This window comes from Marinomonas dokdonensis (assembly GCF_052747885.1).
The window spans coordinates 484,137-497,483 of sequence record NZ_JBRAND010000003.1 but is presented as its reverse complement, the minus strand read 5'-3'; the positions used below and the strand labels follow the sequence as shown (position 1 = coordinate 497,483).

Below are 13,347 nucleotides of genomic sequence, written 5' to 3'. Positions count from 1 at the left end.
ACCACCATGAAAGAATTTAAAAGCCAAGTCAGTGATGCAGACCTACGTATTCTCAGGATCTTTAAAACGGTCGTTGAATGTGGCGGTTTCTCAGCAGCTGAAGTTGAGCTCAACATAAGCCGTGCCGCCATTAGCATTGCTATTTCAGATTTAGAAACGCGACTGGGCTTTCGTCTCTGCCAGCGTGGGCGCTCGGGCTTCTCCCTGAGCAATGAAGGCAGCCAGGTGTATGAGCACACCCTACAGTTACTTTCATCCATAGAAGACTTCCGTACACAAATCAATGCCTTACACCAAAACCTACAGGGTGAACTCAACATTGGCATTACCGACAACCTAGTAACGCTGCCCTACACTCGTATCACCAAGACGCTCGCAGCACTCAAAGACAAAGGGCCAAATGTTAAAATCAATATCCGCATGATCCCACCGAACGAAGTGGAACGTGGCGTACTCGACGGCAAGTTGCACATAGGTATTGTGCCGAATCTCAAAATTCTACACGGATTAGATTACCAGCCCCTTTATGAAGAACGCTCGCAATTATATTGCAGTGATATGCACCCCTTGTTTACTGAAAACGACGCGCTACAAAAAAGTCATCTAAAAGACTTTGATGCAGTATTGCCCGCTTATGCACAAACCCCTGAGATAAAAGCCCAGCATCAACCCCTCACCTCAACCGCGACCGCCACCGACCGAGAAGGCATTGCGTTTCTTATCCTGACAGGTCGTTACATTGGCTTTTTACCTGATCACGTAGCGGAACGCTGGGTGCGTGATGGCCGCATGCGCAGTGTGCTGCCCGACGAATGTCATTACGTCACTCAGTTCTCTACTATTACTCGTAAGGGCGCTCGTCCGAACTTGGTTCTAGAGACTTTTTTAAGCGAATTAGAGAGCACCAGCACACACCTCGACAGTCATTAAACCGATAGCATTGCATGATAATCGAACAAGATATAAACAAATTACATATCAGTCATATATGTATTAAAATTTATATCTTTCTCTAAGAGATATAAAATAACGGCATTGCCAATTTTATATCTAATACGGAGTCATCAATGAATCGCCTTTCAGGTAAAACACGCCTATTCGGTGCAATGTTGCTCACCACGGTTGCCTTAGTAGGTTGCTCTGGAGAAGAGGATGCCCAAACCCAAACCACAGAAGAGATTGTCCGCCCTGTCAAACTACTGACCATCGAAGCGACAAATGCCGTGAATATTCGTCGCTTTCCTGCTGAGCTACAAGCCAGCGAAGAAGCTGATTTAGCTTTTCGTGTAGGCGGTCAGATTATCAAATTAGATGCGATCTCGGGTCAACGAGTGAAGAAAGGCCAGTTGTTGGCAACCCTAGACCCAACCGATTACCAACTCCAAGTGGAATTAGCAGAAGCCAACCAACAGTTGGCTCAAGCCCAGTTTGAACGTATTCAAACCATGCTCAAACAGAACGCCGCGACCCGCTCCCAGTTTGATAGCGCGAAAGCAAACCTAGACCAATCCAACAACGCGCTACAAACGGCTCGCAACCAGCTTAAATACACTAAGGTTTATGCGCCTTTTAGTGGTGTTATTGCCTCTGTCGATACCGAAAACTTCCAATATGTCAGTGCTACTCAGAAGCTAATGCACATTCAAGATATTGATAACCTTGAAGTGAGTTTTCAAATTCCTGAAAACCTAGTGGCCAGCATTCGCTCAACCAAATCTGGCTATACCCCACAAGTTACGATTGATGTTGCACCAGAAGATGTTCTTTATGGGAAATATAAGGAACATAAAACAACACCAGATGTGAGTACGAAAGCTTACGATGTCACCCTTAGCTTGTTGCGTACCGGCCAAAGCCAGCACACTTTATTACCCGGTATGACCGCCAACGTAGACATTGATCTTGAGCAGCTACTGGGTAGCGTTAAACACTTCACTGTCCCTGTTGAAGCGGTACTGCGCCAAGAAAACACCACTACTGGCGAAGCAGAAAGCGCGGTTTGGGTGTATAACAAAGCCACTCAAAAAGTCGAAGCTCGTGCAGTGAAACTGGGTGTTTTACAAGGCAATTCCATTGAGATTGTTGAAGGACTGAAAGTCGGCGATCAAGTGGTAACGGCTGGGGTTCATACCCTGACAGCAAACATGATGGTACGCCCATGGACACGTGAGAGAGGCCTATAATGGATATCGCTGCCTATTTCATTGAACGTAAAGTCACTAGTTGGATGCTTACCCTGATCTTATTGATCGGGGGAGCGATTGCCTTCACCAATTTGGGCCAACTGGAAGACCCTGAGTTCACCATCAAAGACTCATTGATCATTACTACTTACCCAGGAGCATCTCCTGAGCAAGTAGAAGAAGAAGTGACTTACCCGATTGAACAAGAACTACAAAACCTGCCCTATGTGGATAAGATTACTTCCACCTCGAAATCAGGTTACTCTCAAGTTCAACTAACCATTAAAGACAGCTACCGCGCAGCAGAGCTTAAGCAAATCTGGGATGAAGTTCGCAAAAAAATCCGTGATATCGAAGGCGGCTTCCCTAGTGGCGTAAGCTCGCCGCTGGTATTTGATGATTTCGGTGATGTATACGGCGTCATGCTGGCGGTACACGGCGAAGGCTACCCCTATAAAGATCTGGAAAACTACGTTGACTACATTAAGCGCGAGCTAGTGTTGGTGGATGGTATTGCCAAGGTTACCGTAGCGGGTGAACAAAGCGAGCAAGTCACCATTGAAATTTCTCGCTCAAAATTGGCCAATATGGGCATCGCCCCGAGCCAGTTGCAGTCCTTGCTGGCCAATCAAAACAGTGTTTCCAATGCGGGCAGCGTGAAAGTCGGTAGTGAATACATTCGCATTAGCCCAACTGGGGAATTTAAAGATATTTCCGAATTGGAAAACCTGATTGTGGGTACACCAATTGATGGCAACCTCATACGTTTAAGCGATGTGGCAACAGTGAAACGCGAATACGCAGACCCGCAAAGCCATTTAGTAAACTTCAATGGCGCTAAGTCGCTATTGCTTGGGGTGTCTTTCTCTTCAGGTGTGAACGTGGTGAAAATCGGTGCGGATTTGGAAAAACGCATTGAGGAGCTAAAGTATCAGCAACCCGTTGGCATGGAAATGGACGCCATTTACTTCCAATCTAAAGAAGTGGATCGCTCCGTTTCTAACTTCCTGCTAAACCTAGCCGAAGCCGTAGGCATTGTTATCCTAGTGTTATTGGTCTTTATGGGCATTCGCTCTGGTATCTTGATCGGTTTGATCTTGCTACTGACCATATTAGGTACTTTCATTGTGATGGATTACTTCCATATCAATTTGCAACGTATCTCTCTGGGGGGACTCATCATTGCATTGGGGATGCTGGTCGATAACGCCATTGTGGTGACCGAAGGCATACTCATTGGCTTGCAGCGAGGTATGACCAAGTTGCAAGCAGCCAGCTCAGTGGTTAAACAAACCAAGTGGCCTTTGCTAGGCGCGACCATCATCGCGATAACCGCTTTCGCCCCCATTGGCTTGTCTCCTGACGCCGTAGGTGAATTTGTCGGCTCACTGTTTTATGTATTGTTAATCTCTCTATTATTGAGCTGGATTACGGCCATCACCCTAACGCCTTTCTTCTGTGACTTATTCTTCAAAGAAAGCATCGCTCAGGGTACAAGCGATGAAAATGTAGACCCTTACAAGGGCTTCTTATTCACTGGCTACAAATGGCTTTTGGATAAAGCGTTACGTTTTCGTTGGTTGACCGTGATACTACTGTTAGGCAGTTTGATTACCGCAGGTTGGGCTTTCCAATTTGTGAAGCAAGCCTTCTTCCCACCTTCAACGACTCCCATGTTTTACATGGACGTGCAGATGCCAGAAGGCACGCACATTGAAGACACTTATGCGAAAGTGGAACAGATTGAGTCTGAGCTGTTAGGGGATGAGCGTATCGAGTACGTAACCTCGACAACAGGCCAAGGTGCTCTGCGTTTCATGCTGACTTATAACGCCGAGCAAACCAACTCCAGTTATGCTCAATTTATCATTCGTACCACATCAAAAGAGGTGATTCCGGATCTGCTCACCGAGCTTTATCAAAAGATGAAGGAAGGTTACCCAGAGTTGGAAGTGAAGCTGGAAAGACTACAGCTTGGGCCTGCTGGTGGCGCTAAGATCGAAGCCCGTATTAGTGGTCCAGATCCAAAACTCTTGCGTCAATACAGCGCTCAGATCCAAGAGATTTACCGTGCTGATGGTGGCCTTGAGAACATTAAAGATGACTGGCGACAACCGGTTAAAGTGTTACGCCCTATCTTTAATGATGCCCAAGCTCGTCGTTTAGGCATTAGTAAAACCGATCTAGACAATGTGTTATTGACTAACTTCACTGGCTCACAAATTGGTTTATACCGAGAAGGCACAGATCTTTTGCCAATCGTACAAACTGTACCAGCCCACGAACGCGTATCGATTGACCAAATCCGTGACCTGCAGATCTACAGTCCTTCGTCGGGCTCTTATGTAACGCTGTCTACGCTCGTTTCTGGCTTTGAAACCCGTTGGGAAAACCCGATCATAGAGCGTCGTGACCGTAAACGTACCATCACTGTGATGGCAGACCCGAACATTCTTGGCGACGATACCGCTATGGCCGTGTTTAGTCGTATACGTGGTCCAGTGGAAGCCATTGAGCTACCCGCTGGCTACAATTTGGAATGGGGTGGTGAGTACGAAAGCAGTACAGATGCTCAAACGAACATTTTTAAAGCCCTACCAATGGGTTACCTATTTATGTTCATCATTACCATCTTGCTGTTTAACTCTATCCGTGTGCCGCTCACCATTTGGTTCTGTGTACCCTTAGCGTTGGTGGGGGTGTCATCTGGCTTACTTATCATGAACACAGCATTCGGCTTTATGTCGTTGCTTGGTTTCTTAAGTCTGTCGGGGATGATAGTGAAAAATGGCATAGTGCTGGCGGATCAGATTAATTTCGAGCGCGACCAAGGCACCGAGATTTATCAGGCAATCTTTAACTCAGCTGTCAGTCGTGTACGCCCTGTGTGTATGGCGGCAGTCACCACTATCTTAGGCATGGTGCCATTACTCTACGATGCTTTCTTCGAAGGCATGGCAGTGGTGATTTCCTTTGGCCTTGGGTTTGCGACCATTTTGACGCTAATTGCCGTGCCCGTGTTCTACGCTATGTTATTCCGTGTGAAATACAGAAAGCATGCGGAATTCGAATAACGATAAAAACCAACTAACTGCACAAGGTTAGCCTGTTATAAGGAAGGTCTATAGGGCCTTCCTTTTATGTTGTGAGGGAAGTATGAATCTTAACGAGATACTAAAACTGGACATTAAGCTATTGGTGGCTTTCATTACCATTCTGGAAGAAGGTAGTGTGTCTCGTGCCGCGGAGCGATTGGGGGTTACACAACCCGCCTTAAGTAAAAGCTTGCAGCGTTTGCGAGAAACGTTCAAAGATTCACTCTTCACTCGACAGGCTTATGGCTTAAGCCCAACCGCACGGGCTATTGAACTGAGTGACATGATAAAGCCGATACTTAACTCCCTATCGGATCTTATGCACCCTTCTGCCCTCAATTTGGAAACTCTAGATAGAAAGTTTCGAATTAAAGTCAACGAAGGGGATTTAGAAAGCTTCATTGAGCCCCTGTTAGCCGAATTACAATATAAGGCACCAGGTCTTCGACTGTCTTTAAGCAGTAACGATGAGCTGAACTTTGATGATTTACTGTCTGCGCAAACCGACATGAGCATCATGCACGCCAGTGAAACTCCCGGCAATATCCGCTCTAAACTGATTGGCTACATGGATTCCTGCGTGATCTTAAGTGAAACCAACCCGCTGTTTCACCAAAAGGAAGTGACCTTCGAAGATTTGCTCAACCATAGAAGTGTGACCCACCACTTACCGTTAAACTGCATCAACAGTTTATCTGTGACGGCGAACAAGCTTAAGAATCAGGGTTATTGTATTGAACCGACTTTGGAAACCGATAGCTTAATGGTCGCCATGCAAGCGGTGAAACGTGGCATGTCCTTCTTTGCACCGCGCTCCATTGGGGAATTATTCTTAAACGTGATCAGTACAAAACCGAATTTTTATCCGGTAAGGCTGATTCCGATGCCAAAAGAAATTATCGAACTAGATGAGCATGGCGGTAATCGCCCGCTACAGATATGCTGGCATGAACGTTCGAACAATGATCTTGCCCATCGCTGGTTGCGTGAGCGGATCATTTATTTCATGCGTGAGTCACCCTGGATGCAAGTACCAGAATAACTCCCGACTCTAAGAAAGCTTAAGGTGAAACTTAAGCTTTTTCTTTTTCCGCTCTGACCCAATCAAAACGGGGAATACTCTCACCGTTGATCTCAACACTTTCACGGAACATTGACAAAGGTCTTGCCCACCAGCCAAACTCACCGTACAAAGCCTGATAAATCACTAAACTTTCTTCTGTTTCACTGTGTTTTGCAACTCGCTCAACCCAGTACTCTGCCCCTTTATAGTGACGGTAGACCCCTAATTTCATTTCTCTCTCCTGCCGTTTTTATAAAAAACCGACCATTTTCACCTTAAAAGCTAAAATAATGTCGCAATTTAGTAATTCACACTCTTACTAGTCGCTTCACTCTTCAGCCATAATAGACCCATTCCAAATAGCGTCACTGTATTTTTCATAGGGCTGTTTATGTATCTAGTTAGACCTGTTGATTTTGCCGATCTGCCCGCTCTAGAGCGACTTGCTCAGCAAGCAGGCATTGGCTTCACCAATTTTCCAGCCAATCGAGAACGCCTTAACGATAAAATTGCGTCTTCACGCCGCTCTTTTCAAACCGACGTCGTCTTGCCAGGCAACGAATCCTACTTGTTTGTGCTAGAGGATACTAGTAGCAATGAAATAGTCGGAACCTGTGGTATGGAAGCCATGGTAGGAACGGAGACGCCTTTTTACAGCTACCGTATTGATGAAGTCGTTCACGCGTCGCCTCAGCTGCAAATCCATAACCGTATTTCTGCGCTGTTCCTATGCCATGACTACAGTGGCACCAGCCGCCTAATGGCCCTCGTGATGGATAAGGCCCATCAGAATCACGAAGCCATGTCTCTGCTTTCTCGAGCACGCCTATTGTTTATGGCTCGTTACCCTGAACGCTTCACTAAGCGCTGTTTCGTTGAGATCCGCGGTGAAAGTGACAAGCATGGCTATTCCCCTTTCTGGGAAGCGTTAGGCAAACACTTTTTCACCATGGACTTTCAAAAAGCGGACTATTTGTCAGGCATCAGTAATAAGCACTTCATCGCGGATCTGATGCCAAGATACCCAATCTATGTACCGACCCTTCCCGCTGAAGCCCAAGATGTCATCGGTGTTGTCCACGAAGAATCAGGACAAGGCACTGATATTTTATTGGAAGAAGGTTTTGAATTCCGCGGCTATGTGGACATATTTGATGCAGGCCCGACCATCGAGTCCCGCGCTGAGAACCTACGCACGGTTAGCCAACAAAAAACTGGCAAAGCCTTGCTACAGCCATCAGGCACAACGGCCAACAAAAATGCACAAATGCACCTAATCGCAACCGGTCATTTAGAGAATTTTCGTGTCACTGCTGCCTTAGCTGAGCCTCAGGCAGCAGGACTTTCGATTAATCAGGCGACCCAAGAAGGTTTAAATATTTCCTCTGGGAGCCAAGTTCAGTGGGCTATTCTTTAATGGCTAATGACAAACAACCCTTTATTTACTCATCCATCCTGTGGAGGTTTTTCTTATGATGGTAATTCGCCCCATCCAGCAAAGCGATCTAGATTCCCTGTATCGCTTAGCCGAAAAAACAGGCATTGGCTTTACTTCACTAGTAGCCGACACAGACATACTGCAAGCTAAAATTGATGCTGCGATTCGCTCTTTCTCGAAAGAATATGTCAGCAAGCCTGCTAACGAAGACTACTTGATGGTACTCGAAGACACAGAAACCGGTGATGTTGTGGGTACCACAGGCTTACTTGCTGCGGTTGGCTTAGATGAGCCCTTCTACAGCTACCATTTAGGCACCATTACTCATGCATCCCGTGAGTTGGGCGTACACAACATTATGCCAACGCTCATATTGAATAATGACTTCACAGGGGTCAGTGAGATTTGTACGCTCTTCTTAGAAGAAGGCTACCGTCATTCTAAAAATGGCCAGTTGCTCTCGAAATCTCGTTTCATGTTTATGGCTCAATACCCTGAACGCTTCACGGATAAGATCTTCGCCGAAATGCGCGGTGTTTGTGACGAAAATGGCGTTTCTCCGCTTTGGGAAAGTCTTGGTCGTCACTTCTTCTCTATCGATTTTGACCGTGCCGACGAGCTGACTTCCCTAGGCAGCAAGCAGTTCATTGCCGAACTGATGCCAAGCAACCCAGTGTACGTGAACTTGTTATCAGCAGAGGCTAAGGCCGTCTTGGGTCAGGTACACAAAAACACTGTGCCTGCTCGCAGACTGCTAGAGCAAGAAGGCTTCCGCTTTGAAAACTATGTGGATATTTTTGATGGCGGCCCAACCCTTGAAGCCCGCGTACAAGATATTCGTGCGGTACGAGAAAGTCGCTTATATCTCGCCAACATTGGCCAACCTAAGAGCACTGACCAAGGCAACTATTACATTGTTGCCAACACCAAGGTCAAAGATTTCCGCTGTATTTTAATTCAGCGACCAACGGCTCCGAACAGCGCCATTGTGCTTAGCCAAGATGAAGCCGACACCCTGTGTATCGTCAATAAGGACCCTGTACGTATCGTTGAGCTTTCTCCCAATTAATCACCCAATCAAGCAAGGTAACATGATGAAACAAGCAAATTTTATAAATGGACAGTGGTTGATTGGTGAAGGTCAGCTGTCAAAATCTATCGACCCAAGCGATGCGAGCCTAGTATGGCAAGCCAAAAGCGCTTCTACCACTCAGGTCGACCTCGCCATTGACGCAGCTCGCCAAGCCTTTCCTACTTGGGCAAATTTAGCCCTCGAAGAACGCTTAGCAATTATCGACGCCTTCGGTGAGCTACTAAAAGAAAACAGCGAAAATATCGCGCATATCATCAGCCGTGAAACGGGCAAACCTATTTGGGAAACTCGCACAGAAGCCGCTGCTATGGTGGGAAAAATCGCGATTTCTAAACAGGCTTACCATGAGCGTACAGGCGAAAAGAGCACGGCTATGCCCGGCGCTACGGCCCGTTTACGTCACCGTCCTCACGGCGTAGTAGCCGTATTTGGCCCTTACAACTTCCCGGGGCATTTGCCAAACGGACACATAGTTCCGGCCTTAATCGCGGGAAATACCGTGGTCTTCAAGCCCAGTGAACAAGCGCCAGCGACGTCCGATCTTATTATTCAATTATGGCAACAAGCCGGCCTACCTGATGGGGTACTAAACTTAATCCAAGGGGAAAAAGAAACCGGCATCGCCTTGGCAAATCACGCCGGCATTGATGGGCTTTTCTTCACCGGCAGCCCTCAAGTTGGTCACATTTTGCACCAAAGTTTTGCGGGCCATCCGGGTAAAATCCTGGCATTGGAAATGGGCGGCAATAACCCTTTACTTGTCTCTGATAAAATTGCCGATGCCCGTGCCGCGGTGCATGAAATCATTCAGTCAGCCTTTATTTCAGCAGGACAACGCTGTACTTGTGCCCGTCGCTTGTTGATTCCTGCAGGGGAATTTGGCGATAAGTTGCTAGCGGATCTTGTTAGCGCCACCAAAGCCTTAAAAATTGACCGTTTTGACGCTGAAGACGCACCTTTCATGGGGCCTGTCGTGTCTGCCGCAGCAGCCGACGGCCTGATAGAAGCCTATCAAAATCTTGTTTCGCTTGGTGCTGAGCCAGTGTTACCAATGCAGCGCGGTGAAGCGAACACAGGCTTTGTAACACCCGCCATTGTGGATGCCACCAAGATGCTTGATCAGCTTCCAGACCAAGAATACTTTGGCCCAATCTTAACCGTCATTCGCTATAGTGATATGTCCCAAGCCATGACCATCGCCAACAACACCAAGTTTGGCTTATCGGCGGGTATCTTGTCGGACGAAATCAGCGAATACGAGTGGTTCTTACAACATAGCCGTGCTGGCATCATTAACTGGAACCGTCAAACTACTGGCGCATCCAGTGCAGCACCTTTCGGTGGTACAGGGGCGAGTGGTAACCACAGAGCAAGTGCTTACTACGCGGCTGACTACTGCGCTTACCCTGTTGCCAGCATTGAAGCTGACAGCTTAAGCATGCCAGAGAAGCTACTACCTGGGCTAAGTTTATAGCCTAGGTCCGCGTTTCGCGGTATCGCCAGCCCCAGATTAGACGAGTTTAGAGGTATTTATGAAAACCATGGCAGAAGCCAATTTTGACGGCTTAGTGGGTCCTACTCACAACTACAGTGGCCTTTCCTATGGAAATGTGGCTTCACTTAACAATTCGGCGCGAGCCTCCAACCCTAAAGCCGCGGCTAAGCAGGGTTTGGTGAAAATGAAAGCGCTAGCTGATATGGGGTTTGTCCAAGGTGTTCTAGCCCCCCATGAACGCCCTCATATACCTTCTTTACGACGTTTAGGCTTTACCGGTAGCGATGAGAGCATTCTTGCTAAAGCCGCTCAGCAAGCGCCTAAGATCCTCGCTGCTGTGTCTTCTGCTTCGTGTATGTGGACAGCCAATGCAGCAACAGTCTCCCCCAGTGCTGACACTCAAGATGGCCGAGTCCATTTTACTCCTGCCAACTTGGTGAATAAATTCCACCGCTCGATTGAACATGAAACCACTGGCGCTATTTTGCGTGCGACCTTTAGAGACAGTGACTACTTTGCTCACCACTCAGCTCTACCAGGCGTCGAGCATTTTGGTGACGAAGGGGCTGCCAACCATACCCGTTTCTGTGATGGCTATGGTCAAGCAGGCATTGAGTTCTTTGTTTATGGGATGGAAGCCTTTAATACCCAAGCACCAAGACCACAGAAATTTCCCGCTCGACACACCCTAGAAGCTTCTCAAGCGGTGGCTCGAAGCCATGGCCTTAATGAAAGCCAAGTTGTCTACGCACAACAAAACCCAGAGGTTATCGATGCCGGGGTGTTTCATAACGATGTTATCGCGGTCGGTAATGGCAATGCGCATTTCTACCATCAAGAAGCCTTTCTTGATACGGCAAAAATGAAGCAGGATTTATTAGCAGCTTGGGGGGATCGTCAGAACGAATTCCACCTTATTGAAGTGCCTAGCCAAGCGGTTTCAGTGGATGACTGCATCCACTCATACTTGTTTAATAGCCAGCTTTTAAGCCGTGGCGACAACGACATGGTGTTGATCGTACCGGGAGAATGTGAAAACAACCCTCGCGTCTGGGCTTACTTGAACGAACTCGTTGCTAGCCGAGCACCGATTAATGAAGTCAAAGTGTTCGACCTGAAGCAGAGCATGAGTAATGGCGGCGGCCCTGCCTGCCTACGTTTACGTGTCGCTCTTAGTCCAGAAGAGCAAGCCGCCGTTAACCCAGCCACCTTGATGAACGATCGATTGTTTGAGCGTCTAAATACTTGGGTGGATAAGCATTACCGTGACGAATTATACGAAGCAGATTTAGCCGATCCTAAACTGCTCATAGAAAGCCGTGAAGCGCTGGATGAGTTAACTCAGATCATGAATCTGGGCAGTGTTTACGAGTTCCAAAAGGTCTAAAAAAAAGCCCCAGCACGACATTAAGTCATGCTGGGGCTTATTTATTCAGGGCTTATTTCTAGTTAGAAATGCTCACCATTTTCATAATAGTCCTGCCCCTTAATATCTCGAAACACCACCGTAATATCTTTGCCTACATCCGTTAATGGACGCACTAGGTCTTCAACCGCTTGCACCACTTTGAGTTTTATTTCTGGCCCACGGTCGAACCATAGCATTTCAAAGAATGGATACGCAGGGGAAGCACCGCCCATCACCAAATAAGTGCTGGCTTGGTACTCCAGGGTAAAGTGCGAGTTAGGGGTATCCGTAATGACGGCTAAGCGTTCGATAAGTAAATCCCCTACTGACTCTATATCTTCAAATGGTAATCCACGAACACGTAAATGAGGCATATTAATCCTTAAACAATAAAGGGCATAAACAAAAAAAGGGACTAGGTCCCTTTCTATTTTTGTGACATTAAAATGGCTTAATAGTCATCCACATAATCAAAAGAGTGGGTTTCAATGACCTGACCATCACGGATAATGTCGACGCTCCAAGTGCCATCAAAGCCAGGCATGAGTCGCTTACTAGACCAGACACGCCAGCGGTCGCCACCGATTTCAAAGCCAACATCCGCTTGATCGATACCGTCCAGTTTCCAACGGTGAGTCACCAAACTGCCTGACATGCCACGCAAATCTGTAAAGAAATACACTCGCTGTATTTCGCCGTATTCTACTTTGATTGTGTTACCAATATCGTCAATTGGCTCACGATCTATAACATCACTCGAAAACACAGCACGGGCAACATTAGCGTCTTCTGCCCATGCCTGAGTCACCGCAGACAAGGATAAAGCACACACCACAACAAACTGAACAAGCACTTTCCACATAATCAAATCCTAATACGATTCTCAGTGTTCACAACCTAACAACTTATTCCCAACTTTATCCAGCATAGTGTTTTTTGCTAGAAAAAATAGCCTTATTAACAATAAAACACGATCTTTATTGTACATTAGGTGAACGAAATTAATTGCTAAAAGTTAGCAAGAAACACTTAAGTTACGTATTCAATTTGATGATAGCGATTATTTTCCTTGGCGATCTGCAAGAGGCGTCGAGAAGGTATATTCCATATCCCAAGGGAAGCGAATCCAAGTATCTTGGCTGACTTCAGTGATAAATGTATCGACTAAAGGTTTACCGGCGGGTTTGGCGTAGATGGTCGCAAAATGCGCTTTTGGTAGCATTTCTCGTACTTTCGCTGCGGTACGACCAGTGTCCACCAGATCGTCAATCAAGATGAAGCCTTCGCCGTCACCTTCCACACCTTTCAGTACGTTTAGCTCTCCTTGCTTCATGGCGGCGCCACCTTCTTCTGCGCTGTAACTCACCACACAGATAGTGTCGATTAGACGAATGTCCATTTCACGACACAAAATGGCCGCTGGCACCAAACCACCACGAGTAATGGCAATAATGCCTTTCCAAGGACCCTGCTCCAGTAAACGCCACGATAAAGCGCGGGCGTTGCGGTGTAACTCTTCCCAAGATACTGGAAAATCCTTTGAATACGGGGTCATGTAAAGCTCCTAAGCTT

At 46.9% G+C, this 13,347-nt stretch carries 12 protein-coding genes; 8 read left to right on the top strand and 4 right to left on the bottom strand.

Features of this window, described 5'->3' with window-relative positions:
- Positions 1-6 precede the first annotated feature (6 nt).
- From ACUM5Y_RS10130 to ACUM5Y_RS10115, 4 genes are all read left to right on the top strand, one after another.
- Positions 7-930, top strand: a complete 924-nt coding sequence (locus ACUM5Y_RS10130) for a LysR family transcriptional regulator (RefSeq protein ID WP_445976759.1) — start codon at positions 7-9, stop codon at positions 928-930.
- 137 nt (positions 931-1,067) lie between these two features.
- Positions 1,068-2,183, top strand: a complete 1,116-nt coding sequence (locus ACUM5Y_RS10125) for an efflux RND transporter periplasmic adaptor subunit (protein ID WP_445976758.1) — start codon at positions 1,068-1,070, stop codon at positions 2,181-2,183.
- Positions 2,183-5,257: an efflux RND transporter permease subunit gene (locus ACUM5Y_RS10120; RefSeq protein ID WP_445976757.1), complete on the top strand. Its 3,075-nt coding sequence runs from the start codon at positions 2,183-2,185 to the stop codon at positions 5,255-5,257. Before ACUM5Y_RS10125 ends, ACUM5Y_RS10120 begins: the two co-directional genes overlap by 1 nt.
- Positions 5,258-5,339: 82 nt before the next feature.
- Positions 5,340-6,320 (top strand): LysR family transcriptional regulator, encoded by a 981-nt coding sequence (locus ACUM5Y_RS10115; RefSeq protein WP_445976756.1) that lies wholly within the window; start codon positions 5,340-5,342, stop codon positions 6,318-6,320.
- Between the two features lie 31 nt (positions 6,321-6,351).
- Here the strand turns inward: ACUM5Y_RS10115 and ACUM5Y_RS10110 are convergent, their stop codons facing one another.
- Complete coding sequence (locus tag ACUM5Y_RS10110) at positions 6,352-6,573, bottom strand: DUF1653 domain-containing protein (RefSeq protein ID WP_445976755.1); 222 nt, start codon at positions 6,571-6,573, stop codon at positions 6,352-6,354.
- A 159-nt stretch (positions 6,574-6,732) separates the two neighbouring features.
- Here ACUM5Y_RS10110 and astA (ACUM5Y_RS10105) point away from each other — a divergent pair, with 159 nt between their 5' ends.
- Genes astA (ACUM5Y_RS10105) through astB form a run of 4 tightly spaced genes read left to right on the top strand, consistent with a single transcriptional unit; the run spans position 6,733 to position 11,754 of the window.
- The gene (astA, locus tag ACUM5Y_RS10105; protein ID WP_445976754.1) at positions 6,733-7,758 is read left to right on the top strand and encodes an arginine N-succinyltransferase; all 1,026 of its coding nucleotides are present in this window, start codon (positions 6,733-6,735) and stop codon (positions 7,756-7,758) included.
- Positions 7,759-7,813: 55 nt separating this feature from the next.
- Positions 7,814-8,848, top strand: a complete 1,035-nt coding sequence (gene astA, locus ACUM5Y_RS10100; RefSeq protein ID WP_445976753.1) for an arginine N-succinyltransferase — start codon at positions 7,814-7,816, stop codon at positions 8,846-8,848.
- A 25-nt stretch (positions 8,849-8,873) separates the two neighbouring features.
- On the top strand, positions 8,874-10,346 hold the full coding sequence (gene astD, locus ACUM5Y_RS10095) for a succinylglutamate-semialdehyde dehydrogenase (protein ID WP_445976885.1): 1,473 nt from the start codon (positions 8,874-8,876) through the stop codon (positions 10,344-10,346).
- Positions 10,347-10,404: 58 nt separating this feature from the next.
- Positions 10,405-11,754, top strand: coding sequence for an N-succinylarginine dihydrolase (astB, locus tag ACUM5Y_RS10090; RefSeq protein WP_445976752.1), 1,350 nt, complete (start codon positions 10,405-10,407; stop codon positions 11,752-11,754).
- 62 nt (positions 11,755-11,816) lie between these two features.
- Here the strand turns inward: astB and ACUM5Y_RS10085 are convergent, their stop codons facing one another.
- The 3 genes from ACUM5Y_RS10085 to gpt form a co-directional block, all read right to left on the bottom strand.
- Positions 11,817-12,149, bottom strand: coding sequence for a DUF1904 family protein (locus ACUM5Y_RS10085; RefSeq protein ID WP_445976751.1), 333 nt, complete (start codon positions 12,147-12,149; stop codon positions 11,817-11,819).
- A 77-nt stretch (positions 12,150-12,226) separates the two neighbouring features.
- The gene (locus tag ACUM5Y_RS10080; RefSeq protein ID WP_445976750.1) at positions 12,227-12,637 is read right to left on the bottom strand and encodes a DUF2914 domain-containing protein; all 411 of its coding nucleotides are present in this window, start codon (positions 12,635-12,637) and stop codon (positions 12,227-12,229) included.
- 198 nt (positions 12,638-12,835) lie between these two features.
- Positions 12,836-13,330: a xanthine phosphoribosyltransferase gene (gene gpt, locus ACUM5Y_RS10075; protein WP_445976749.1), complete on the bottom strand. Its 495-nt coding sequence runs from the start codon at positions 13,328-13,330 to the stop codon at positions 12,836-12,838.
- Positions 13,331-13,347: the final 17 nt, after the last annotated feature.